General features: G+C 55.0%; 23 protein-coding genes and 2 rRNA genes (1 of these 25 cut by a window edge). 12 read left to right on the top strand and 13 right to left on the bottom strand.

Annotated features, from left to right (window positions below; genetic code table 11):
- Together ACWHYZ_RS17705 and rrf are read left to right on the top strand one after the other, a co-directional pair.
- Positions 1-2416 (top strand): 23S ribosomal RNA (locus ACWHYZ_RS17705); it begins 597 nt to the left of the window's first position.
- A 57-nt stretch (positions 2417-2473) separates the two neighbouring features.
- A 5S ribosomal RNA gene (gene rrf, locus ACWHYZ_RS17700) occupies positions 2474-2590 on the top strand.
- Between the two features lie 473 nt (positions 2591-3063).
- On the opposite strand, the gene ACWHYZ_RS17695 is transcribed toward rrf, so the two are convergent.
- On the bottom strand, positions 3064-3678 hold the full coding sequence (locus ACWHYZ_RS17695; RefSeq protein ID WP_447983999.1) for a DedA family protein: 615 nt from the start codon (positions 3676-3678) through the stop codon (positions 3064-3066).
- A gap of 608 nt (positions 3679-4286) precedes the next feature.
- Here ACWHYZ_RS17695 and ACWHYZ_RS17690 point away from each other — a divergent pair.
- Positions 4287-4862, top strand: coding sequence for a hemerythrin domain-containing protein (locus ACWHYZ_RS17690; protein WP_447983998.1), 576 nt, complete (start codon positions 4287-4289; stop codon positions 4860-4862).
- A 441-nt stretch (positions 4863-5303) separates the two neighbouring features.
- On the opposite strand, the gene ACWHYZ_RS17685 is transcribed toward ACWHYZ_RS17690, so the two are convergent.
- Together ACWHYZ_RS17685 and ACWHYZ_RS17680 are read right to left on the bottom strand one after the other, a co-directional pair.
- On the bottom strand, positions 5304-6281 hold the full coding sequence (locus ACWHYZ_RS17685) for an MBL fold metallo-hydrolase (protein ID WP_447983997.1): 978 nt from the start codon (positions 6279-6281) through the stop codon (positions 5304-5306).
- An 815-nt stretch (positions 6282-7096) separates the two neighbouring features.
- The gene (locus ACWHYZ_RS17680) at positions 7097-7321 is read right to left on the bottom strand and encodes a hypothetical protein (protein ID WP_447983996.1); all 225 of its coding nucleotides are present in this window, start codon (positions 7319-7321) and stop codon (positions 7097-7099) included.
- 528 nt (positions 7322-7849) lie between these two features.
- On the opposite strand from ACWHYZ_RS17680, the gene pepA reads away from it, so the two are divergent.
- On the top strand, positions 7850-8653 hold the full coding sequence (pepA, locus tag ACWHYZ_RS17675; protein WP_447983995.1) for a flocculation-associated PEP-CTERM protein PepA: 804 nt from the start codon (positions 7850-7852) through the stop codon (positions 8651-8653).
- 152 nt (positions 8654-8805) lie between these two features.
- Here the strand turns inward: pepA and ACWHYZ_RS17670 are convergent, their stop codons facing one another.
- Both ACWHYZ_RS17670 and ACWHYZ_RS17665 read right to left on the bottom strand, forming a co-directional pair.
- Complete coding sequence (locus ACWHYZ_RS17670) at positions 8806-10191, bottom strand: GAF domain-containing protein (protein ID WP_447983994.1); 1386 nt, start codon at positions 10189-10191, stop codon at positions 8806-8808.
- A gap of 2 nt (positions 10192-10193) precedes the next feature.
- Positions 10194-10649 (bottom strand): hypothetical protein, encoded by a 456-nt coding sequence (locus tag ACWHYZ_RS17665; protein ID WP_447983993.1) that lies wholly within the window; start codon positions 10647-10649, stop codon positions 10194-10196.
- A 190-nt stretch (positions 10650-10839) separates the two neighbouring features.
- On the opposite strand from ACWHYZ_RS17665, the gene ACWHYZ_RS17660 reads away from it, so the two are divergent.
- Positions 10840-11694, top strand: a complete 855-nt coding sequence (locus tag ACWHYZ_RS17660) for a hypothetical protein (RefSeq protein ID WP_447983992.1) — start codon at positions 10840-10842, stop codon at positions 11692-11694.
- Here ACWHYZ_RS17660 and ACWHYZ_RS17655 read toward each other — a convergent pair.
- The gene (locus ACWHYZ_RS17655) at positions 11646-12035 is read right to left on the bottom strand and encodes a hypothetical protein (RefSeq protein ID WP_447983991.1); all 390 of its coding nucleotides are present in this window, start codon (positions 12033-12035) and stop codon (positions 11646-11648) included. The genes ACWHYZ_RS17660 and ACWHYZ_RS17655 overlap by 49 nt on opposite strands.
- A gap of 217 nt (positions 12036-12252) precedes the next feature.
- On the bottom strand, positions 12253-13191 hold the full coding sequence (locus tag ACWHYZ_RS17650) for an Fpg/Nei family DNA glycosylase (protein WP_447983990.1): 939 nt from the start codon (positions 13189-13191) through the stop codon (positions 12253-12255).
- Between the two features lie 865 nt (positions 13192-14056).
- Between ACWHYZ_RS17650 and ACWHYZ_RS17645 the strand changes: the two genes are divergently transcribed.
- Complete coding sequence (locus tag ACWHYZ_RS17645) at positions 14057-14347, top strand: hypothetical protein (protein WP_447983989.1); 291 nt, start codon at positions 14057-14059, stop codon at positions 14345-14347.
- Between the two features lie 582 nt (positions 14348-14929).
- Here ACWHYZ_RS17645 and ACWHYZ_RS17640 read toward each other — a convergent pair.
- Both ACWHYZ_RS17640 and ACWHYZ_RS17635 read right to left on the bottom strand, forming a co-directional pair.
- Entirely contained in the window at positions 14930-15160 is a 231-nt protein-coding gene (locus tag ACWHYZ_RS17640; RefSeq protein ID WP_447983988.1) for a cyclase, read from the bottom strand.
- 225 nt (positions 15161-15385) lie between these two features.
- Positions 15386-15814: an ester cyclase gene (locus ACWHYZ_RS17635; RefSeq protein ID WP_447983987.1), complete on the bottom strand. Its 429-nt coding sequence runs from the start codon at positions 15812-15814 to the stop codon at positions 15386-15388.
- A gap of 967 nt (positions 15815-16781) precedes the next feature.
- Between ACWHYZ_RS17635 and ACWHYZ_RS17630 the strand changes: the two genes are divergently transcribed.
- Both ACWHYZ_RS17630 and ACWHYZ_RS17625 read left to right on the top strand, forming a co-directional pair.
- Positions 16782-17126 (top strand): hypothetical protein, encoded by a 345-nt coding sequence (locus ACWHYZ_RS17630; protein ID WP_447983986.1) that lies wholly within the window; start codon positions 16782-16784, stop codon positions 17124-17126.
- 592 nt (positions 17127-17718) lie between these two features.
- Positions 17719-17946: a hypothetical protein gene (locus ACWHYZ_RS17625; RefSeq protein WP_447983985.1), complete on the top strand. Its 228-nt coding sequence runs from the start codon at positions 17719-17721 to the stop codon at positions 17944-17946.
- Between the two features lie 133 nt (positions 17947-18079).
- On the opposite strand, the gene ACWHYZ_RS17620 is transcribed toward ACWHYZ_RS17625, so the two are convergent.
- Positions 18080-18430 carry a cupin domain-containing protein gene (locus tag ACWHYZ_RS17620; RefSeq protein ID WP_447983984.1) on the bottom strand — a complete coding sequence of 117 codons (351 nt, stop codon included), beginning with the start codon at positions 18428-18430 and terminating at the stop codon, positions 18080-18082.
- A gap of 192 nt (positions 18431-18622) precedes the next feature.
- On the opposite strand from ACWHYZ_RS17620, the gene ACWHYZ_RS17615 reads away from it, so the two are divergent.
- Positions 18623-19417: a response regulator gene (locus tag ACWHYZ_RS17615; RefSeq protein ID WP_447983983.1), complete on the top strand. Its 795-nt coding sequence runs from the start codon at positions 18623-18625 to the stop codon at positions 19415-19417.
- Positions 19418-19485: 68 nt separating this feature from the next.
- On the opposite strand, the gene ACWHYZ_RS17610 is transcribed toward ACWHYZ_RS17615, so the two are convergent.
- Complete coding sequence (locus tag ACWHYZ_RS17610) at positions 19486-19866, bottom strand: response regulator (protein ID WP_447983982.1); 381 nt, start codon at positions 19864-19866, stop codon at positions 19486-19488.
- A 130-nt stretch (positions 19867-19996) separates the two neighbouring features.
- Complete coding sequence (locus ACWHYZ_RS17605; protein WP_447983981.1) at positions 19997-20944, bottom strand: aldo/keto reductase; 948 nt, start codon at positions 20942-20944, stop codon at positions 19997-19999.
- A 256-nt stretch (positions 20945-21200) separates the two neighbouring features.
- On the opposite strand from ACWHYZ_RS17605, the gene ACWHYZ_RS17600 reads away from it, so the two are divergent.
- The 3 genes from ACWHYZ_RS17600 (at position 21201) to ACWHYZ_RS17590 (ending at position 23896) form a co-directional block, all read left to right on the top strand.
- On the top strand, positions 21201-22610 hold the full coding sequence (locus tag ACWHYZ_RS17600; protein WP_447983980.1) for a sensor histidine kinase: 1410 nt from the start codon (positions 21201-21203) through the stop codon (positions 22608-22610).
- Positions 22607-23302, top strand: coding sequence for a response regulator (locus ACWHYZ_RS17595; protein ID WP_447983979.1), 696 nt, complete (start codon positions 22607-22609; stop codon positions 23300-23302). Before ACWHYZ_RS17600 ends, ACWHYZ_RS17595 begins: the two co-directional genes overlap by 4 nt.
- A gap of 186 nt (positions 23303-23488) precedes the next feature.
- Entirely contained in the window at positions 23489-23896 is a 408-nt protein-coding gene (locus ACWHYZ_RS17590; protein ID WP_447983978.1) for a response regulator transcription factor, read from the top strand.
- A gap of 261 nt (positions 23897-24157) precedes the next feature.
- Here the strand turns inward: ACWHYZ_RS17590 and ACWHYZ_RS17585 are convergent, their stop codons facing one another.
- Positions 24158-24364 (bottom strand): DUF1059 domain-containing protein, encoded by a 207-nt coding sequence (locus ACWHYZ_RS17585; protein ID WP_447983977.1) that lies wholly within the window; start codon positions 24362-24364, stop codon positions 24158-24160.
- Between the last annotated feature and the right edge of the window lie 91 nt (positions 24365-24455).

Genomic DNA, 24455 nt, shown 5'->3' with positions numbered 1-24455 from the left:
AACCGTACACCTACAAGCAGCGAAAGGGCTATGGCGCGCAAGCGCAAGGCCTGATCGTGTGCCTTTTGCTTAATGAGCCGGCGAGTTAATCGGCGCAGCAAGGTTAAGCCGGAAAGGCGGAGCCGTAGCGAAAGCGAGTCCGAATTGGGCGCGGAGTTGCGTCGATTAGACCCGAAGCGAGGTGATCTACCCATGGCCAGGGTGAATCCGTCGTAACAGACGGAGGAGGCCCGAACCGGTGTTTGTTGCAAAAAGCTCGGATGAGCTGTGGGTAGGGGTGAAAGGCTAATCAAACCTCGTGATTGCTGGTTCTCCCCGAAATAGCTAGAGGGCTAGCCTCGTGGCAGCCGTGGCGGAGGTAGAGCACTGAATGAGCTAGGGGCGTTCCAACGCTACCGAACTCAATCAAACTCCGAATGCCGCCACTGGACGCACGGGAGTCAGACTACGAGTGCTAAGATTCGTGGTCAAAAGGAAAATAGTCCAGACCGCCAGCTAAGGTCCCCAATCGTGAGCTAAGTGGAAAAGGTTGTAGGGTCGCTCAGACAGCCAGGAGGTTGGCTTAGAAGCAGCCATCCTTTAAAGAGTGCGTAACAGCTCACTGGTCGAGCGAGCCTGCGCCGAAAATGTAACGGGGCTCAAGTTCACAACCGAAGCTGCGGACTTGCCTCGCAAGAGGCGAGTGGTAGGGGAGCATTCTCTGGGCGGTGAAGGTCGACCGACAAGGACGGCTGGAGCGCAGAGAAGCGATTATGCCGGCATAAGTAGCGATCAACGATGTGAGAATCATCGTCCCCGAAAACCTAAGGGTTCCTGGCCTATGTTCGTCAGGTCAGGGTTAGTCGGTCCCTAAGCCGAGGCCGATAGGCGTAGGCGATGGCAAACAGGTTAATAGTCCTGTACCACCGTGTGCACGTTATCAGCGAAGGGGGGACGCAGGAGGGTAGGCACCGCCGGGTCCCTGGAATACCCGGTCCAAGCCTGTAGGTGGGATTCGTTGGCAAATCCGCGAATCCGCGACCACCGAGAGGTGATGGGGAGGCCGCAAGGCCACAAACGGGCTGATCCCACACTGCCGAGAAAAGCCTCGTAGCGAGTGCATATGGTGACCGTACCGCAAACCGACACAGGTAGGTAGGTGGAAGACACCAAGGGGCGTGAGAGAACACTCCCTAAGGAACTATGCAATCTAACCCCGTAACTTCGGAAGAAGGGGTGCCTCGCGTACGTGAGGAGATTTACTCTCCGAGCCGAACGAGGTTGCAAGAAAGTGGCTCTAGCGACTGTTTACCAAAAACACAGGACTCTGCGAACACGCAAGTGGACGTATAGGGTCTGACGCCTGCCCGGTGCTGGAAGGTTAACCGGAGGGGTTAGCCTGCAAAGGCAACGCTCCGAAGGGAAGCCCCAGTAAACGGCGGCCGTAACTATAACGGTCCTAAGGTAGCGAAATTCCTTGTCGGGTAAGTTCCGACCTGCATGAATGGCGTAACGACTGGAGCGCTGTCTCAGGGAGTGACTCAGCGAATTTGTTGTTCCGGTGAAGAAGCCGGGTACCCGCAACTAGACGGAAAGACCCTGTGCACCTTTACTACAACTTGCCATTGGATGTTGGAAGGGTCTGTGTAGGATAGGTGGGAGGCTGTGAAGCCGGGCCGCTAGGTCCGGTGGAGCCACCGTTGAAATACCACCCTGATTGTTCTGACATTCTAACTCGGTCCGGTCAGCCCGGACGAAGACAGTGGCTGGTGGGTAGTTTGACTGGGGCGGTCGCCTCCCAAAAGGTAACGGAGGCGCCCAAAGGTTCCCTCAGGCTGGTCGGTAATCAGCCGTCGAGTGTAAAGGCAGAAGGGAGCTTGACTGCGAGACTGACAGGTCGAGCAGAGACGAAAGTCGGGCTTAGTGATCCGGTGGTCCCGCGTGGAAGGGCCATCGCTCAACGGATAAAAGGTACGCCGGGGATAACAGGCTGATCTCCCCCAAGAGTTCACATCGACGGGGAGGTTTGGCACCTCGATGTCGACTCATCGCATCCTGGGGCTGAAGCTGGTCCCAAGGGTTGGGCTGTTCGCCCATTAAAGCGGTACGAGAGTTGGGTTCAGAACGTCGTGAGACAGTTCGGTCCCTATCTGTTGTGGGCGCAGGAGATTTGCGAGGGGCTCTCACTAGTACGAGAGGACTGTGAGGGACGGACCGCTAGTGTGCCGGTTGTCGCGCCAGCGGCAGTGCCGGGTAGCTATGTCCGGAAGGGATAATCGCTGAAAGCATCTAAGCGAGAAGCCTGCCTCAAGATGAGATCTCCCGGGGCGTAAGCCCCCTAAAGACCACTCGTAGACCACGAGTTTGATAGGCTGGGTGTGGAAGGGCCGTAAGGTCCGTAGCTAACCAGTACTAATCGGTCGTGCGGCTTAACATGACATCCCATTGCTTCTGACAGACCTGGTCTGCGCACACACCTGTTCACCCCAAGATTCCCGGTGGCCATGCCGGAGGGGCCCCACCCGTTCCCATCCCGAACACGGAAGTTAAGCCCTCCAAGGCCGATGATACTGCTGCCGCGAGGCCGTGGGAAAGTAGGACGCTGCCGGGATATAACAAGGCCCGCTGGTCGAAAGACTGGCGGGCTTTTTTATGTGTACCCCAGCAGCGTTTCCTACTTTATCGAAGCTCACTGGTCGCCAAGTACCTATCCGACCGCATGTGATCGAAGCGGGCAGTACAAGCGAAGCTTGGGATGGACCTCTGCCGGGATATAAAAGAAAGCCCGCTGGTCGACCGACTGGCGGGCTTTTTATTTCCTCTGACCGCTTGTCTCCTGGCGGAAGTTTTGTCAAGAGACCACGTGCTGACTCGCGGCTGTGTATTCACATTGCGTGTCCTGGCGCAACGAGTCACTCGCGTGGATGTTACAACTGGAACGCTTGCCTCTTCCTACAAATTGCATCCCATCGGATTGGCACAATTCAGGCTGATTGCATCAGATAGCAGCTGCTTGCCCTCCCCTGCACGATGAGAAGAAGATTACTACTATTCAGATAAGAATTCTCTAATTCATCTGGAGCATTATCTTTCCTCATCGAACGCGGTTTGTTTGTTGCGTCTTTTTCTCCAAAAGGCAATTGCGCAGATTACGAGAAGAGCCGCGGCGATGGCGATGGCCATGGCGGTTTTATGCACCTGAGTAGAGCGAGTGGACCACTCTTCTCCTAGCAGATAGCCGAGTGAGAGAAAGGTGCTGACCCAGATGATAGCGCCAACATACGCAAATCGGGCGAACTTGCCGAAGGTGACTCCAGACGCTCCCACGATTAGGGCTCCGAGGTGTCGAACGCCGGGAAGAAAATACGCGAGAACGAGGACGTATCCTCCCCATCGCTGTACCCAGTGCTCAGCCCGCTCGATGTGTTCAGGTTTCCAGCGAAGAAGACGTCCTAACTTCAGGATACCAGGTGGCCCGATTATGCGGCCGATCGCATAGCTGATCGTAATACCCATTATGCTTCCGGCCCATGCCGCTCCCAATGCAGGGATGGCTGCCAGCCCGCCCCGAAAGACCAAATATCCGACAAACATGAGCAAGGCTTCATCCGGAATCGGCAGCCCTACGATGCCGAACATCAACAGCAAAAATAGCGCCCCATATCCGTACTCGCCAATTAATTGAAAGCCGGTGTCCATCTACCCGTCCCGAACGTCACGCCTGCGTGTACTTTTACTGTATCCGTCGGCGATCTCCATGAGAAGTGCCTCGATAAACTCAAATAGAAAGGGCTGCAGTTAAGCCGCTGCGTAGTAAGAGGATGGTCGAGGCTCCCGCAGGTTGGCGGCTCCATGTTATCGACTCGAAGTGAAGCGATGATCGACGGTACCGGGAAGGTTGCGGTTGAATTGCTGAAGAGCCGAATGAAGGTCGTCGTGGCTAAGAGAAGGCCGGTCAGATTACCTGGGAAAATGGGAAGCAGGACTGAGGTCAATGCGCTGTCTGGTGGAGAGCCACCGCATTGGTTGAATGGCTTAGTTTGTCGGTGGTCCAGCCATGGGGTTTTCTAATAGCAGCGGCACGAGAGATCAGTCGCGCCGAGCTTGTTCAGATCCATAGGATGGCATTCACTCACGCCGTCAAAAAATTACCTGACCATTGAGTTCCGTTCATCACGGTCTTAGCGAGTTAGCACCCGAACGTCTTGGCGGTCAGTCTCACTATTTGTCGGACACGTCGATGGCAAGAGGGACGACAGTAATGCGGCCTACAGTGCATTACACTTACGGTGAAGAGGAGGACTACTATGGCGCTCTTACCGTTTGCCTCCGATGCTTCAGACGAAACGAATATCGTGGAATTGCTTCGGAGGGATCATGAGAAGGTCAAAATGCTGTTCCGTGAGTTTGATTCGGCCGCGGCGGAGGAAAAACAGCATATCGTGCGGCAAGCCATTACGGAACTGGAGATCCACGCGTGCGCAGAAGAGCAAATTTTTTATCCCGCTGTCAGGCAGGACTCTCCGCATGCTGCGCCTCATTTAGATGAGTCAGTTGAAGAGCATCACGTCATGAAATTCCTCATCGGCGAACTGAAAGATATGGCGTCCACAGACGAGCGATTCGGTGCAAAATTTACGGTACTCGCCGAGAATGTTAAACATCATATCAAGGAAGAGGAGGCGGAGTTGTTCGCTCGAGCGCGGACCGGACGTCTTGATTTGGTGGAACTCGGGACGCAACTCGCAGCAGCCAAAGCATCATTTCAGACCAAACAGAAGAAGAACATCCCGAAAGCCATCTCGAAAAGAAAGCCGATCGCAGGCCGTGCCTCGTCCAAAAAGCAGACGGCCAAGAAAACAAAGAAGGGCAGAGCGGCGTAACGTACCTATACGAAGGTTGTCCAGCGCAAGCTGGTGTTGTGTACTGGTGCGATGGACAGTGTCCGGGGAAATGCAGGAAGGTATACGGCGATATATCGAGCTGCTTCCGCATGTGCTGTCACGCACACACTCACCCGTCGATACGATCACGGCTTGGCTGACCCACACGCCGACGGTACCATCCTGTGATTCCATCCTGACATGCCTTTCGGCACGACGGAAATTTGTCGAGCTCGGAGTCTGCCCCGGCTCAACCCACTCCGGAAGGACTCCTCATTCGCACAATACTGACCTCGTCAGTGTGCGGGTTGACGCGTCTGATGTACTCCTCAGGTGGAGATCGTGGATGAAGTTGAACTGGATGTTCTCCGCTGTGACTCCACTGACACCGACTGCTCAAGCGGCCAAGTCGCTCGGTAAGAAAATTGAGATCACTGGTTCTCACCAATCTCGCGTCTCTCCCGGTTGCATCACCCATAGTCGATTGAGATCCATCCCGAGACGAGTCGCTTCGGCTTCGAGCCGCATCGGCGGCTCACCGATCGGTTCGTCGGTCAGGTCGAACGTTCCCCAATGCATCGCTAACAAACTGTCGGCCCGGACATCGGAGGCGACTTGAATGGCTTGTTCCGGAGTAGTGTGCACCTGCCTCATCATGGAAGGCGGCAGATAGGCGCCAATGGGGACCGCGGCAACGTGACACGGGCCAAGCCGTTGGCCGATCTGTGTGAACAGCTCCCGGTAGTAACCTGTATCACCGGCGAAAAAGAAGTGTCGGCGTCGGCCCATGATCGACCAGCCTGACCATAGACGCCGATTGCGATCCCAAAGCGTTCGCCCTGAAAAATGCTGTACGGGAATGCAGGTCAGCAGGCATTCATCCCGCTGAGAGCTATCCCACCAATCCAGTTCCTCGACGTTTGGAATCTGTCGCGCCTCAAACCATTGCTTCAGCCCTAGGGGAACAAAGAACACGGGGCGATGGGTGCGCGCCAAGCGATGCACAGTCGTAAGATCCAGATGATCATAATGATCGTGCGAAATTAGCACGACGTGAATACGGGGCAGGCACTCGAACGGCACGCCCGGCGCGACAAGCCGTTTTGGTCCCGCAAAGCCAACGGGGCTCGCTCGTTCAGACCAGTGCGGGTCCGTGACAATATTGAGGCCCTCGAGCTGAATCAGCAGGGTGGCATGGCCGATCCATGTGACCGTTGCGCCAGTGTGATTAGCTCGCAACCGCGTGCCATCATTGTGAGCAGGTACCAGAGGACTGGTTCGAGGGTGCAGCGTTGTGGACCAGAGTCGGGATACAACAAATTTCATCCTCTCCCATTCAGTCGGCTCGGTAAAGACTGGATTGATGTTCCGAAATCCCCGTGGGAGCCTGTGACCATCCGGTCGCCGTACTGGTTCCATGTCTTATTCTAACGCGGTATTTGTGCGATGTTTCATCCGGCCTATATGACGGGGGAGAAGAGCGACTATCACGATGTTTGCAGTCCTCATGCGCACAGGCGCCATCTTAATTCCAGACTAGGGGGAGGTGAAATCAATGAACAAAGAGACAAAAGCTGAAAATAAGCTTTGATGGAAGAAGCGAAGGGAAACGACACGAAGGCTGCGGTCGAACGCGGCAAGGTCAAAATCAAATGGGGCCAAGAGAAAGCAAAGAACTGAAAGCCAAGAGATGTGATCTCTATGGCCTGTGCCGCGGATTGAGAGGCCATTAGGCGGGCATATGCTCTTCGTGTGCTTGCCCCTTCTTTCAAAGTTCTATCTGTTCCGCCTCACTTTCCGCGGGTCCTTCGCGGAGATGAAACCTCTGGGCTCTTCAACTCACTGCTGGTGGTCCGCCGAGTTCGGCACCGGCCTAGGATCGCTTCGAAAGGACTCGGCGGTCTCGCTGTTTTGGCGCTTCGGTTTCAAAAGGATGCCCAGATAGACAATATCCGGGAGCAAAACCTATTGAACAGCGGTCAGATGTCTTCGATGGCTGCTCCTCGGCGCCGTCCCCGAGAGGGACATTTCCAAGTCTGACGGGCAGTTCCATCCGACGGTCCCCTAGGGAAGGGCCCGATGGTCTTCGGTCATGGCCCCAGCCAGATCGCTTTTCCGTTGGGGTACTTCCCGGGCACGGCGACCGTCCCGATGGTCGGCTTGGAAAGGAACGATATGCAGGCGCACACGCGAAGTCGTAGGTCCCCATGATGCCTGGTGATGAGCACGTACTGCTAGCCTTGTGTCACGGCGATAATCTTGGGTTTCAGCGACGCGAGCCATTCCTCGAACGGCAGGTTCGCGTCGACGACGATTTCCAATTTTCCATTCGGTAGCTTGCGCACCACACCGGGGGTTTCCGAAGACAATGGGATCTCGACCCATTCACGGTCCATTCCCAAAGAGTCGGTCAGTTCGAGAATCTGCGTGATTTGTTTAAATGACACCATGTTCAGCATATGAACCGCATTGTAGAAACGGCGTATGAGATGGGTCAAGCGTAATAGGCCTCAAGCGGTGATTCCTGGCCATGGAAAGGACAGTTCATTGAGAGATGAAAACGTATCGGTTGACCGGATGAAAGGGGCCGAAGTGATGTGTACAGACTGTTGGTTCCCATGCGAATCTATTATCCGAGAAGCTATTTTTCAGCAAAGTCTGAACTGTTTACCCACAACGAGAATTTTCCATCACATTTTCAACCTGATTCTTCTCTATGCCTGGGTCAATTGACAGCGACAAATCCTAGGTATGTGTACGTGCAAATAAGGAATATTTTAGACTTTCCAATAGGTTAGTGATATGCGACTTCAATTGATCGTCTTCTGAACTGCCGTATACCGCCTGACATACCTGACAGTCCTTCTAATAGTCCCCTGTCATTTAAAAATAGTCTTTATTTTACAAGGCGTATCGACATGGCATCGTCCCTGCTAACCAAACGCCCTATATACAGTCGTGTTGACTTATAGATCAGGAGGTTGGGAATGTTTAAAGAATTTGTTCGAGGAAGCCTTTTGACGGCTGGATTGGGCCTGTCCCTCATGGTGACGGTCGCGTCTGCTGATACATTCACGGTGAATCCTGGAGCGATCGGTGCATCCGGGCCAACAGTCCCAAGCGTGAATTTTGCCGACTTCAGCTATGTCGCGCTGGTGAATCAAACGGCGACAGCCGGAACCGGGACCTTTAACGAGCAGGGTGCGGGCTTCTTTAGTTCGTACCGTTTCCCCACATTGTCCGATGTAGTGCCCAATTCGGGGATCAATACGAATTATAAGCTTTATGCCGTGTTTACCGGCGGCGGGACAGTGGCCCCCACACCGGGTATCCCAGGGGGGACAACGGCGACATTTAATAATTTCAACCTGAGATTATTCGTTGACCGCGATATGAATTCGACCATCACTGCGTCCCCGGTAGGGACGGTTGGCGGGACTGTCTCCGTCGCCAACACTGCGGATGATGTGCTGGTAGGCCAGTCAACCGGGCTCGTGGCCGGGGAAGCGCATGCGTTTCCGGGCTTGGCGAACGGCGACTTCAAAGTCCTGGTCAATTTCACGCCCGTGGGGGGGTTCTTAAGTGGTCCGTTCGTGGCCGGTCTGACGATCGGTACGTTTAACGGTGTCAACACCAGCTTGACCGGCTTTAGCATGGGGAACTTCAATTCCGGCCGGATTGATGGTTCCGGCAACCTGAGTTTCAGTGCGATCCCCGAGCCTGCATCGCTCTTGTTGGTGGGATCCGGCCTCGCGGCACTGGGTTGGATGCGCCGACGGCACCAAAACTGATCGGTTGCATGGGTCAAGAAAGCCCTTCCCCTGAGACCGGGGAAGGGCTTTTTTATTGGGATAGCAAGGGATGTCAGACGTATGGTCTCGTAGGACGCACTAAACATACTATTTTGGACCTCGCATTCGAGCCGATCATCGGGCTCCTAGGGTTATGTCTCCCTTTCTGAGAGTTCGATCGGAACAGCAGCATCTAGCGCGAACCGGCCTCGACCTCGCTGGAGCAGCCTGACGTCAGGACACTTTAACTCCATGCGCTTGCGAAGAAGGATGAGCCGGCTTTCCAGGTTATCTTTGATCTCGGGAAGGCGGAGCCACGAATCCATCCGCAGTTCCCGATTGGTGAACTCGGAACGGCCTTCATCCCGGTATTGCTTGAGTAGGCGCCAGAGAATCCGCCCTGGTACATTTCGAATCAGGTACTCACCGTCCACGAAGATGCAATCGTCGGCGCGAAAGAAGCAGAACCGTCTGGCTCGCGCCGGCGGCTGCGAGAGAGGTGCCGTCTTCCGTGGCGTCGTATTGGGAGGCGCCTCTTCCGCATCTCGTCCGAGTTGATCGATTCCAACCGCAAGCTGTGCCGCGACGATGGTCAGAAGCGTCTCTTCTCGAACCATGAAGGCCATAGGATCTACGCTTTCGACCGCCAATACCCCGATCAAGCGACCTTGCATCACCAACGGTACGGCAATCTGGGCCGCAGATCCGCGAAGCCCGGGAAGCGGCACTTCCCGGCTGACCGCATCTGCGCCGCTTACGGCCTCTGCGCGTTGGCGTACGGCATGGGCATAACGCAGACTATGATCGATGGCCGATAGACGAAGCGCCCGCTTCGCCCGTGCCACCATTCCAATCAATCCTTCTCCAATGCCGATCTCCGATCCGGCGCCGTGTTCAGCGTAGCCGTGACTGGCAATCGTGAGTAACTTACCGTGTCGTTCCTCGGCCAGCAGGATCATGGTGTGGTCAAATCCGAACTGTTCCTTCAGCAGTTGCAGCGAGCTTTCGAGGAGATCACTCAAGAGTTCCGCACGGTTCAGTCGTTCCGCAATAATCCGTAGCGAGACGAGATCGCGGTCGACGAACAGGGGAATGGGGCGTTCGATCGGAGCGGGCTCAGGCAGGCTGGTCAAGCCGTCCACTCGCTCGATGGCGAGGACTTCATACACGTCGGCAGCACGCAGGCGAAAGACACCGCTCATGCCTTCATAGGACGCGATCGCCTGCAGTTGCAGCGACATCGATTCGAACAACGGACCGGCCGATTCCGAATGATCGAATCGGAGAGCCAGGCGGTACGCTTGCAATGTCCGGGGGTCAACGATCATAGCGCATGCGAGCGGATGCTCGCGAACGTTCCGGTGCGTCTTGTTGAAGAATTGGAACGAGATTGCCACGTGTCTGGCATCGACATACGTGACCTGGCTGACGAACGTGATGTTCGGTGTGCCCTCACGTGAGCAGGTGCTCATGGAAGCAGGGATGATGCCTTGGAGGCAAGGCCAGAGCGATTCCAGGGTGGGCTCGGAAGATTCCATGGCTAGAGCTTTTCTCCAGCTCCCGGCCCTGGTGTCTGATGGAAGACATCCGTCACGTCGATCTCGACCGCCAGGGCGGGATCCCTGATCCACGCGTCGAACAAGTAAGCCGGCACGCCGATCGCAATCAGTTCTCCGCGGAACTCATGCCCCCAGCGGTTGCGGTACTCGCGGTCGCGAGCACCGGCAGGGCGGATGGCACGCAGCCGGCCTTTCAGTTGGCATGCTATGTGATCGGTCGGGCGCGCACAGCTAATGGCGACCTGTCCATTTTCACGCAGATTCTGCAGCGTCTTTCGGGAAATGGTCTCAGTGAGGAAGATCGTCACCGACCGAGCGCCCTTATTCACCCGTATGCCCCAGGCCCGCGTACATTCCGGAACCAGCGACGCGTCTCGCGTCCCGACCACGATCGAGACGCCGGTCTGGAGAAGATCAACCAGATGGTCGGGAATCATAAAGATCAAATGAGCCGTTGGATCATCGGACTGTTAAGAAAGAATTAGCAGAACGATAGCATATTCTTAGGAATGTTTCCGCCTGCCGTCGTGCTATGGTTCCACCTGTCTGAGGCGGTTATCCGGACCCGTTGTCCTCAGGTCTTTCTGACGATTCACGATCGATTCATAGAAGAAAAAGGAGGTCCTCATGTCTCGCACTTTGTCAACCATTGTTATGGTGTGCTCCTTGCTTATATCCGTCTCTAATACGGGATGGGGGCACGGCAGCCGAGCTGACGCTGCCCCTCCTACAGATCCAGCACCAGTCGTCTTTGAGGCGCACGATTACGGCTTTACCGGACCGGATCGGATTCCTGCCGGTGTGACGTCGGTGCAGATTGTCAATCAGGGGCAGGATCTGCATCACATCCAGCTCATCAAATTGCTCCAGGGCAAGACCGCAGCAGATTTTAGCGCAGCGCTGAAGGCGGATCCGTCTCGTGTGCCGCAGTGGGCCAAGTTTATAGGTGGCCCGAATGCCGTGGTGCCGGGCGGTAAGTCGGTTGCGACGATGAATCTCATGGAAGGGAACTATCTCCTGATTTGCATCATTCCAGATAAGCAGGGAGTGCCGCACATGGCGCTCGGCATGCAGAAGGCGCTCTCGGTCAAAGGCGGCAAATCCGCACTCGTGTCGGAGCCGAAAGCCGGGACCACCATCACGCTACGCGACTTTGAGTTTGCCCTCTCCCAACCGATTACTTCCGGCATGCATACGATTGAGGTGATGAATCACGGGACACAGCCACACGAAGTCGTGGTGGTGCAGCTCGCGCCCGGCGCCTCCGCGCTGGATTTCGTCAAGGCCGTGGAACCGGGCGGTTCCGGCCCTCCTCCTGGAAAGCCCATTGGAGGGTTGGTGGGGATAGAAACCGGGGACCATGCCTTCTTTACAGCACAGTTTGAGCCGGGTCGCTATGGACTGATCTGCTTTTTCCCCGATGCGGCAACCAGTCAGCCACACTTCGCACGAGGGATGACGACCGAATTTACCGTGAAGTAGGCCCGCACTGTTGAAGGCGGCCGTCGGCCTGCGGGCCGACGGCCGGTGGGGTGAGCATAGTCGTCTACCCCGACGATAATCTCAAGCTTGCCATTCGGCTCTTTTATACTGAGCGTTTCCTTGGATAACCGAATCCCTCTCCGGTACACACATCCCACCCGCCGCTTCCACGAGACATGATATCGCCGAGTACGGTGAGAAAGGTCATGAGCGCCGGCCTCCCCGCGGATCGCCCCGGTCGCGGGATTCAGCCCGGCGACCAGGTGCCCGTTTTCGACGCGGTTGATATTGTCGACACACACATTCACGACACGGGCCGCGTGTTCCGGCGACGACGGCATGTTGCCGTTTATTGTGCCCGCAATGGCAGGCGCGATCAGCCTTGGTTCGTGCGCTCATTAGTGTACTTCAACACCCGCGGTGCTGCAGTGGCATTCCTTCGTCACAGATTGACAGGTTCTTTGCGGGACCAAAACTGTTTGCAACAGACTAGCGAAACGTTGTGACCGGTATGGCCCTGCTCGCAAATCGCTCGTGAAGCATTGCCTATCTCACGTTCTAATCATGAATGCTCGGGGGCAAGCCGTTGAGGTCCTTGTGTCGAGCGAGACGTTCACTCATTTCGTCTAGAGACCGGGGCCAGTCGTTCTTCAGCAAGCGGGACAGGGCTCGATCGGCGAGGAGCTTGCCACCGGTTTGGCACGTGGGGCAGTAGTTCGCTTCGTTGTCCGAGTAGACGATCCGCTGGATGGGTGAGTCGCAGACGAAGCACGGTTGGCGATATCGTCCATGCACGGCCATGCCGCCGCGAAAGGCGGTCACCTTCTCGGGAAAGCCTTGCCCGGTCTCCACGCGGAGGCGCTCAATCCATTGGAATAATATGGCCCGGGTCGTGTCGAAGAGACGGGCAATGTCCTCGTCATCCAATTTGCTTGTAAGAGCGATAGGCGACAGGCGAGCGCGATGGAGAATTTCATCCGAGTACGCATTCCCGATTCCGCTGAACAGGTGTGGATCCGTGAGCGCTCGCTTCAGCGTATGGTTTTCACGAGTCACCGCCGATCGAAACGAAACAAGGTCCGCCGTAAGCGGATCAATCCCACCTGCATCGAACCGGCGCAGCTCAGCCTCGCCGCGCACTACATGAAGCGCGGCGCGCTTCTTGGTGCCGGCTTCAGTGACTAACAAGGTTCCATGAGCAAAATCAAAGGCGGCGAGGCCGACCTTTCCCGGAATCTTGGTTCCTGCCGTTCGCCAATGGAAACGGCCGGCGATCATTAGATGCACGACGAGAAAGAGATCGTCCTCGAGCCCAAACACGAGTTGCTTGCCGATTCGTCGCAAGTCTCGAATGATCCTTCCGTGCGCGTCCGTCAGAGGCGGATCGGCAGTGCGCAACAGAGACGGACCCACCACCCGGATGCGTTCCAGACGGTGTCCAACCACACGGCGCTGAAGGGCGTCAAGATAGATCGCGAGATCCGGCAATTCAGGCATGCGAGCGGACCATGGTAAGAAAGGTTTGAGCGTAGGCGCGTGGAGTGAAGAAGGTCAAGAGGTGAGAGGGGATGGACTGGTGGATCCTATGATGCATAGAATCATGTAAAAATCATGGATTGGATCTTTCGGGACGCTATCAGAGGAATGCAGATTGCTTCCACGTCTGCATAGGCAATACACCATTGCCAAACAGTCGTGCCAAACCGGTAGACATAATCACCTTAATTATTTAGTATTAGTAAAAATGATCAGGATCAGCCAGAACAGCGCTATAAAAACCGCACTGGTTCTTTTACTGCTCGCGTCACCTTCCTGCGTGGCTGTCACTGAGACGCAAATTCATGAGGGCAACGAAAGACCGATGCCCACATCACTGGCCGTGTTGCCATTCAAAAGCGCTGTGACAAGTACCCACACCATTGATTCCAACCTTCTTCGCTCCTTCCAAGAGCAGCTGGTGAGTGATCTACGCAAGAGTGGGCGTTATCCTGACAGCAGGGCTGGAAGCGAAAATGCTGCCAGTGATGTGTTTGTCCAATGCACCATCACTCAATTCGATTCGGCAGCCAGAAGAGTCGTTATTCTCACGGAGGTTGTGCAGGGCAAAGAACTGATCAGAAGAATGGTCACGCATAGTGACTTGGCGTCTCTTATTTGGCCCATTGACTATCTTATTGGCCTCCGCCCCCTGTGGGACTCAGCCATTTCGGACATAGCGAGGGCACTTTGAAAATAGCGAAACTATGATTGGAGGAAAGAATGAATGTGAAAAATAGAAAGACCTGGATGCTGGCGGTATGTGCGAGTTTTCTTTTCTGTCTCTCGTGTGCGGGCACCTCCAACAAAAACGTCGGACATCCCAATGCGGAGTTACGATGCCCCTATTGAGAAAGTCTACCAGGCCACAATTCGGTCGTTTCAGAATCTGGGATTGGCAATCTTCGAGGAGAACAAAGAGAAGGGGTACATCGAGGGAGGCAGAAAGCCAGGGTTCGCTCGAGGCGCCGAGAACGTCGGTGTCTTTATGGAAAATGGAAGCGGTGCACAGACGAGTGTGCGAATAGATAACCGCAAAGCGATTTGGGGATATGCGTTAGCTGTGGACTGGACACCGAAGGTGTTTGAGCAGATAGAAGAAGAATTGAAGAAGTAGTCCAACAACTATGCCGATCTAGCCATCTTTTTCACCAGCCGCCAGATTTTAGTCCTATCGCCATTCTAGCTCATTCGGAAAGAGGAAGAACGGTTCGCGGTCTTATGCGCCTGTAAGGACGGATGGTGAGAAAAAGAAATCTTGAATCGGGGGTGACCGCTACGCTTGCATCACCGCAATAATTGCGGATCCAGCGACCCCAGCCATTTTTCGAGTGGCTGATCCGCATCGACCACAATTTCTAACTTGCCATTCTGAAGCTTATGCGCGATGCCCCGCTTTCCGAAAACAGCAGAATCTCCACACACTCCCGATTCAGTCCCAAGAGACCTGTGAGCTCGAGAATCTGCGTGATCTGTTTGAACGACACCATGTTCAGCATAAACTTCCACTATGCCCGTCCCCTCCAGTTGAGAGGTAGTAGCTCACCGCCTTCGAGGATTCCCTCCGGCTGTGGGGTTTGACTACGGCTTGACCGGTGTCCACAAACGTCGGGGGCATGTCACCCGTCCCTGATCTACCGTGCCGTAGAGACGCGCGATCATGCCGCTAATTAAGAAAAGTAAATATCCGGCTTATCAGTCACGCCCGCCCTTGCATTGCGTCGCGTAAATCCGCTGAGCCGACAAAATCTTGCGCCTTCTTGAGGTCGTCAGCTTCTAGTATAACGATCAGTTCGTTAGGGTTCTCAATGTTGCGCAATAAATCTTTCTCACGAAGACCTGCTTTTTGACGAGCCGCTAGATGGGCATCATATACAGTTTTCCACTTCACAAAGTCAGCGACTTTGTGCCGAACATGAACATAAATCATGGTTGGAACTCCTTTCCGTCGATGTTCAGGGTGGTCCACATTCCGGATACATCTCAGATAAGCAGGTGTTCAATCGTGAGGATCAATGAATAGAGAGGGCACGCCCACCACCGACGATGCGTCCTTTCAAATTCGGAGAGAAGGCCCTCAGCATGTAGCATGATCGAGATAGTCATCGCCGCATACGGGAGGGCACGTTCCTAAGTCATTTCTTTTAGGAGCGTTCTACGGAACCGCCCCGATTTGCTGAAGCAAACTCAACATATCGAAGTAGTTGCGGTTCTCTTTGATCTTGTCTCCCTGAAAGGTCAATACTTGAGCGGCACGCGTGGTTTGGGATTTGCCGGAGGGAGGAATGGTGCTACCGGGCAGCACCAGCGGACCGCTATGAATACCTTTCCACGTGATTTCTTGTACAACGGTGTTTCCGCTTACGAAGGCATTGGTGATCGTGCCATGAACATCGGGAAGCGCTTGTCTCCAGCCCTCCCATGCTTCTATCCACCCCGCCGCTCCTTTGAAGGTCCGTTGTGAACCCACCTCCTCATAAACGACATCGGGTGACAAATTCCGTTTGAATCGTTCCTGATCTCTCGCGTTGAATGCGTCAATGAGTTCACCAGCTATCCGAGTGAGGTCTTGTTCGGTAGCCATAGGTGTGCCCTCCTTCTGGGCTGTAGTCCTTGAAATGAACGAAGTGCAGGCCTGAGACCCTACGCCCACGCTTCAAAGGCGTCAAGACAAGCCCCGTACCTAGCCAATAGACATAAAGAGTGCAACAGCTGTGGCGTCAAGAAATGGTGCTACTAACTAATAGATAGCCGCATCGACCTGAACCACTAGCCACCCCGGAAAGGTGGGCCAAGTTGCTAAACGATCAGAGCCGGCGCGTCCAAGGCAATGGTTCTACTGGTGGTGCTGAAAGAAAGGAGCAGCTGGAAGGGATGGGCAGCTTCGGTTTCGCCGCTGATGCGTTGATGTCGCTAGGCCACTGGTGTCGGACTGTCGTCCGAGTGCGCCTGTGAAGCTGCGCCGTAGCGTCGCAATGCCGGCGCAGCCGGCAGTCTTAGCGCCATTCGTGCAGAGCGCCCGCGATAGCGAAGACCTCCGTGCCCATTCCTTCCAGCCGACCTTATTGACACAACTTCTGACAAAAAGTAGCTTGTACACTTCGTAATGTACGACTCTGCACGACCATGATCGATACGCAACGTTGAACTGTCCCTACGGACCATCTTTGACGATGAAATAAGATGTGCATATACTCCAGAGTTGATATCTAGATAGGGTGCTTGATGCGCCGCCGTATATGTTTAGGATCCGATGGTCCAGAAACGTGCGTACGCGTTTGATTAGCGCTGGAGAACGTTATTGGACTTCTTATTAGAAAGCGCTTTGCAAACCTCCAGCTGCAACGTTATGTCGTCTAAAATCCGCTTGAGGGATCGCGCTGTGCCTGCTGCTGAAAGCCCTCATCTAGCCTGGGACTGAACGAGGTTTCGTGGATACCTCAAAAGGAATTTACGCAGGTCTTGCGGGGGTAAGGCTCGAAACACCAGAGTGTTCATTGGGCGCTGGAGTTCGATTAACGCAGACGTACGCACATCTTATGGCGCCGTTCATGATGGCATTTTCACCGGCACCTCCTGGTGGTCACCATCCGTCACCTTGGTCCGCTGTGAGCGGAGGATTCGGCTTCGACATTCAAGTTCAGCTTGAAATTCCGCCCACGGCGGCAATCGCTCTCTCTCGCGATCCTGAGTTCATTTCGTGGTGGATCACGGCCCTCTTTAGACTTCGAGTAGGACCGATCTTCCTCGTGCCAGTCCTCGGAGAGCAATCATTCGAAGCCGCAAAGAGCAACCACAACTCGGCGAAGTACTATCCCATTGAAACAGAATCGCGGTTGTTAAGGCTTGATCCGAACGCCCGACGATCGCTGACCGAAATTGATGTGCTTGGGTGACGAAGTATTGGATGGAGGCATCAACGCTTTTCTATGAAAGCGATTCGTTCCGAACTCTTTTCGAGGCAACAGATCAGAGCATGTTCGCGCGGCACCGGAGCCTTGCTATGCTTTGGTTGTGGGGCGGTCTGGAAGCGGTCTTTTCGCCCGAGAAGGCAGAACTCAGATATCGAATATCTAGTGCTATCGCGAGTTTTCTTGAACCGGCCGGCCTTCCGCGCATGAATGCCCAAAGAGCGATCTCAAAACTTTAAGACTCCCGTTCTGCCGCGGCACATGGCCGTGCCGATAAGAAGCGCGATTCGCTGCAAGAAACCTATGCCTTTGCCCGTCGCGCTGTTGAAAAGATCATTGAAGGCAATCGGGTACCAACACACGTTGAGCTCGAAGCGAAGCTCTTTGGTGCCGATCCGTAGCAAAAGGGTGGGATTAAGGCATCGGGAGCTTTTCACTATTGAAGGTAAACCGTCATGTTTTTCTTATCAGCCTGGCCCTCGGTAGTCTCATCGCGGTCATTCCTCTCATTTTGAAACTTCGCAGAGATCCGTTTGATGCCACGGGAAGCTATGCCATTTGATGGATCGGATTCTTTGTGGCGAGTTCGATCATTGGCTTTCGTGAACCGAGTCATACGAAGAGAGGGGCACAGGGAATTGGGTTCGGATTGCCGCTGGCGTTCATCGGATACTTCGTCGTCATGCCTCAATCGGCCAATCTCTGGCCGCTGTCATTGATCCTTGCGACTGCGGTGGGAATGCCGCCGGCGTTTGCCGGCGCTTACTTTGGAAAGTGTTTGAGGACCGGCTCAAAAGAGTCGTAGCGAGAAGGAGCAGCGGTGAGAGGTTGGGACTTTCAGTTCTTGCCGCAATCGCTTCTGCTGGGGAACGCAGCTGTCTTAATTAGGAGAACCGTAAACGGTCATGAGCCTTTTCAGTGTGCAGCCCGATTCATCATTACAATCGGCACTGATCTTTCGACGGAATGCAACAGATCAGTTGCACCGGCGTGGCGGAGTCGGCCATGAAGCAATGCTGCTCATTCGGGGCGATATACACTGAATCACCAGGCTTAAACGGCGTCTCTTTTCCTTCCGTCCGCACCCGTCCTGTTCCTGAAATGATGTAGACCTCGTGCTCCCAGGCATGCGTGTGATAGGGCGTGCAGGCGCCTTGCTCTACATCGAAGACCCGCATGGCGAAGGTCGGGGCGCCGTCACGGGTGGTGATCATCTCACGGATCTGCACGCCCTCCGGTACGCCTTGATAGTTGGTCGGTGACACATCTTTGTAGGACTTGATCAGCATGTGCGCCTCCCCTGTGATAGCAGGGGATGCTAGCATGGGCCCTATTGGCAATCAATCAGCGTGTTCTTCGGCTTGATCCGGCATAGCTTTTGATAGACGGCTTTTTCTCCGTCATGCACATGGTCGATTATATGTTGACGTTGCACACTTTCTCTCCTTAGTCTAGTGGTCTCGGTTCTGGAGGCCACCGGTGTGTCACATCCCACGGCACGAATCCTCATCGTAGATGACGATCCGGTCCTTCTTCAGGCCCTCACGTCCACCGTCGTCCTTCGCATGAAGTCGCTTGTGGTCGACGCGGTGGAATCGCCCACAGCCGCGCTCCAGTACGTGCGCGACATCAACTACGATGCCATTATCAGTGATGTGAAAATGCCTGAAATGGACGGGTGGGCTCTGCTGCATGAAATCCGCAAGATCCGATCTCGGGTTCCCGTTATCTTGATGTCGGGCCATCTCAATATTTCGGGTGTCATGGACCAGCGAGACGCGTATGCACTTCTGCAAAAGCCATTGGATCGGCCTCACCTCGTTGACACGCTGCGGCGGGCTATTGGCGAGTATGCTCTGAAGAATCGACGTATAGCACTTGGAGAGGTAAGGACGAGATTTCGTCACGTCACAGAGCAGCATAAGCACATGGTTGAAGGGGATCGACTCGTGCTCACCAAACGACAGCAAGCCGTGATAGCGACAGAACCGGATGGCACGATTATCTATTGGAATCGGACAGCGGAAGCGCTATATGGCTGGACCGCGCAGGAAGCGTTGGGCCACAATATTCTTCAGGTGACGCCTACCAAGCAATCCCTGGATGAAGGTCGTAAAATTATGGATCAGCTGTGCCGAGGGGGATCCTGGTCAGGACAGTTTGCCGTGCAAAAAAAGGACGGGACCGAATTTGTGGCGGTCGTCAATGATCATCCCCTCTACGATCAAGAAGGTCGGCTCATCGCCATCGTCGGTGTATCATCGAAAGACCGATAGATCATGGCTCTCCTGGCATGGTGCGGGGTGACCGGCCCCGCTCGGTAAAAATGGCGACAAGGCGTCCACTATTCCATGGATTGCGGCAAGGCGGCCCGGATGACGCGGATGACTTCATCGCGATCGAATGGTTTGCGCAGAAACGCAAACGCGCCTTTCTCGGCTGCCTGGGATTTGATGGATTCCCGGATATCGCCCGTCATCAGTACAACCGGTAGATCGGGGCGCATCATCTTGACTTCGTCTAAAAACGCCATGCCATTCGTGGAGGGCATCCGCCAATCACAGAGCACGAGATCATAGGAGTCGACGGTGAGGCGAGTCAGCGCTTCGACTGAGGAAGTCGTCGACTCCACCATCGAGGGTTGCAGTCGTAAGACGATCGTATCCCGTAGCACTTCGAGCAACACGGGATCGTCATCCACAATGAGGATTCGCGGGGTCGCCATTACGAGAAGCTAACATGGCGGAGATGTCGGTGCCTTCAGAAAACGGAGAATAGGCCGTGTAGGACTATCTCCAATGTCGCTTCCCTCTCCGAGCAACGATCAGCATGCTGAGAGGTTCGGATCCACGAGTTCATCGCGACAGGATAGCATCGATCTCAGCCAGTTCCTCGGACGTTAATCGCCAGTTCACCGCGGCGGCATTGAGCTTCACTTGCTTCAGGGATGTCGCCCCGGCGATGACTGACGCGACGGACGGTTGCGATGCCAGCCACGACATGGCCAGTTCCACCAGCGTATGCCCACGCAAAGTCGAGAACTCCAGCAAGTTTTCTACGATGTCGAGATTCCGATCTGTCGCCGTCTTCTTGAAGCGCTCGATCGTGGCGAGGCGACTTCCCTCGGGTGGTGGTTGCCCTCTGCGATATTTGCCGGTCAGTAGACCGCTGGCAAGCGGGAAGAAGGGAAGGAAGGCGATCCCAAGACGACGGCATTCGGGGATGACATCCCGCTCCGGGTCGCGGTGCAACAAATTGTACTCGTTCTGCACGCTCACGAACCGCGCCGCACCAGGGCGAACGGCGGCTTCAGCCTCGCGCAATTGCTCGACCGAGAAATTCGAACAGCCGATCTCCCGCACTTTCCCGGCGCGGACGAGTTCATCGAGGGCGCCGAGCGTATCGGCGATCGGCACGTCCGGGTCCGGCTGATGGAGTTGATAGAGGTCGATCCGATCGGTGCGAAGACGGCGAAGACTATCTTCGGCCGCTTGCTTCACATACTCGGGTCGTGCTCCACGCCGCTGATCGTCCACCGCCATGCCGAACTTTGTGGCGATCACGATCTCATCCCGACGCGTTCCAAACGCTTGACCAATGAATTCCTCGCTCCGGGTGCCCCCATAGATGTCGGCGGTGTCGAAGAAGGTGATGCCGTCATCGAGCGCAGCATGGATGACAGCGGCCGTGGCGTCGTAATCGATTCTCCATCCGAAATTGTTGCAACCTAAACCCGCTACCGATACTTCAAGCGACCCGATCCGGCGTGTTTCGAGCGTCCGTTCTTTTCCAGTTATCGTCATGGTCCAGCCCTCCTGCAAGTTCGTTCCGCGATTGTACAAAGAAGCCAGGAAATCTTTTGTATTAAATCATAGGCTTGCTCTAATCGTTGTAGGAGGATGAGACAACCGGTCCTGCTTATCACCGATATTCTTCGTCTGTTGCCGTTCTGAAGGGCATTGATCACCCGCTCTACATCCTCTACGTGTCATGGTATAAACTACCATCTCATCCCGGACTAGCAGCGAGCGCATCGCAACCATATCTTGGAGCGCGCCGTTGTCGAGCCTCTTTCATGGAATTCGCTGGAAATTCGTCACCCTCGTCGGCGTGCTGCTGTTCGCACTCTTGGGCAGCCTCTACCAGACTTATCTGATCGTCCACAACCGTCAGGCTGACGCGGTGATCATTGATCTGGCGGGTCGGCAGCGCATGCTAATTGAACGGCATCTAAAGCAAGTCTCGCTCGCCTCGCAGGGCTTTCCGGTCGATCACCTCGAGACGGGGCATTTGTTGCTGCAACGGATTGACGTCCTGATAGCAGGAGGGCAAACCATTCGAGATATTGGTGAGGAGACAGTCGTGACGCTTCCGCCTGCGCAAACGGAGAGGATTGCCGACAAGTTTCGTGAACAGAAGGTGTTGCTGAAACAATTTCTCGCCAAGGAATGGGCGTTTCTCGACGAGCCATTCGGCACGCAAGAATCAGTGCGTGCCCGCGAAGAAGTCATTCATCTCAACGAAGCTCTCGTAAAAGTGGCCAATGAGGCCGTCACGTTGATGAGTCAGCATTCAGAATCCAAGATCGAGAGGATCGTTCGCTGGGACGTCATCGAGGCCACTCTCGCCGGAATCTTCGGTCTTGTCCTGACGGTTCAGCTGTGGAAAACCCATCATGAACTTCAAAGGGAGACGATGGAACGGCAGCACGCCCAGCAGCGGGCCTTGCAAGCGTTGCGACAGAGCGATGATCTCAAGAGCGCTCTCCTGTCCTCCGTTTCGCACGAATTGCGGACTCCGTTGACGGCCATTCAAAGTTTGGTATCCGGCGCACAGGATGCCAACGGGGATGTCAGGCGGGAGTTGTTGGACGGTGTGCGAGAAGAAGCCCGCTATTTAAGTCATTTGGTCGATAACATGCTCGACATGTCACGGGTGGAAGCCGGTGCACTGCATCCCAATCGTGACTGGCATCTCTTGGAAGAGTTGATCGAGGTGGCGATTCGTCGCCTCGGCGCGGCTCTCGAACACCGGCATTTACGCATTGATCTGCCGGACAGTCTCCCAACCGTTTTTGTAGATGCGACCGAGTTGCAGTTGGTGTTCATCAATCTTCTCGACAATGCCGTGAAGTATTCTCCTGAGGGGTCCGCTATTACCGTGCAGGCCGCTGTCGTGCCCGGCATGGTGGAAGTTCGGGTCTCCAACAACGGCGAAGGTATTCCGCCGGACGACCTTGACCGGGTCTTCGAGCGGTTCTATCGCACGGAGCGCGCCGTTGAACGACGTATTTCAGGAACCGGATTGGGCTTGGCCATCTGCAGGGCCGTCATTCAGGCACACGGAGGCGATATCCGAGTGATATCTTCGGCGGGAGAGACCACGATCCTGTTTCGCCTCCCTCTTGTTCCTGAACCCCTGACCGGTATGATGCCGCCGTTGCCGAGCTTCGATGCAGGTCAAGCATGAATGCAGGTGCACGCGTACTGGTGGTCGATGACGAGCGTCACATCCGACGGTCCCTACAGGTCAGCTTGGAGTCACGTGGCTATGCTGTCGATACAGCTGAGACAGGGGAGCAAGCCCTCACCGCTTTTACGAACCGCCTCCCGGACATTGCGGTCGTCGATTTGGTCATGCCCGGTATGGATGGAGTCGAGTTGACCCGCTGTCTTCGTCAACGCTCAGCCATTCCAATTATTGTGCTGTCCGCTATTGGAGAGGAGCGCCGAAAGGTAGAGGTCCTTGAAATCGGAGCGGATGACTATGTGACCAAACCGTTCGGCACAGAAGAATTATTGGCCAGAATCCGGGCGCTGCTGCGGAGAGCTGCCGGGGCACAGAGCTCTGAGCCTGTGTATAAAACCGGGGGGCTATCCATTGATTTTGACCGCCGGGAAGTCCGGATGAATACGGAACTGATTCAGCTCACGCCGACGGAATATGATCTCCTGAAATATCTGATCGAGTATGCTGGCAAAGTCGTCACCCATCGGATGTTGCTCGAGGCGGTCTGGGGACCGGGCTATGCCGATCAGACTCAATATCTGCGCGTGTTTGTCGGCCATCTTCGCAAGAAGCTCGAACCGGAGCCAACACAACCGCGTTTCATTGTGACAGATCCAGGCGTCGGGTATCGCTTTCAGCCTGCCCAAGACTAGCACTCTTCAACTCCAGATCCTCGCCGCTCTCCCATTTCAATCGCATATCTACTGCAAAGTTTACGCGTTCTTTATGCCGTCAGGCATATCTACGTACACCGGTTTTATGCGCCAACCGATAGAATCGTATCGAAAACTAGACGAGCCGCCTGCTTTAAGGACTGGCTCCGCGATAAGGTGTCATGAATGACACGACGTATTCTGATTGTCGACGACGACTCGGATTACACCACCATCCTGCGTGAACGGTTAGAAGGCTGCGGTTATGAGACCGTCTCGGCAAGTAACGGCCTTGCGGCGATCCGCTTTTTCAACGATAGCCAGGCGAATGCTCCAGTGACAGGGATCTTGTTGGATGTGCAAATGCCCGTCATGGATGGGCTGCAAACACTTCGACACTTGCGGCAACGGTTTCCCCATATTCCCGTAATCATGATGTCGGCTGTGTCGCAGCCGGTGATTATTGAAGAATCACTACGGCTTGGGGCTGTGGCATTCATGAGGAAGGCCGTGTCCCCCGCGGAGTTCCTAGCACGGTGCAAGAAGGTGTTTGGGCATGACGAAGACCAGGTAGCTGGAGACGACATCAAATAATACATCAGGGAGTGACGATGTGGATCCCAGGACCATATGTGGCATGAGCCGGACAGAAGCCTCTCAGTGTGCTGGTCGCGATTATCGCCCTCATTTCGTATCGATGATGGAACCTTCACCCACGGGAGCTCCACGCAATGCTTGCGCAAGTCGCCATGGGAGAGGGTGTATTAGACCGGACCTAATGATGATTACCGTCCCTCGGTCGTGTCAAACGTACCGCACCGCGGCGGGAACGGTACGGTCTCCAGCCAATCGGAGCTAGACGTTGACCGAAACAGTTTTGATCGCGGCTTTTACTTTCGTTGCCATCTCAGGTGGAATGCTCGTCATCTGATGACACACTTTTCCGTGCTCAGCCACGAGCCGCATGACCTCATCTTCGGTCTCGGCACGTATCTGAAACGCACAGTGCCCGCTGGGATCAACGTCCAGACATCCGAGCTGTTTGTATTGCCTCGTCTCCATAGCGTCCCTCCTTGGCCGATGAACTGCAACGTGAAATAACTTGCTACGTCCTTAGTCCTTCTGATGAGTTTTTGTCAACGGGTGGAATGCA

It is taken from the genome of Nitrospira sp. Nam74 (assembly GCF_965152615.1).
The sequence above is the reverse complement of the archived record's forward strand: the minus strand, read 5'-3'. Positions and strand labels throughout refer to the sequence as shown.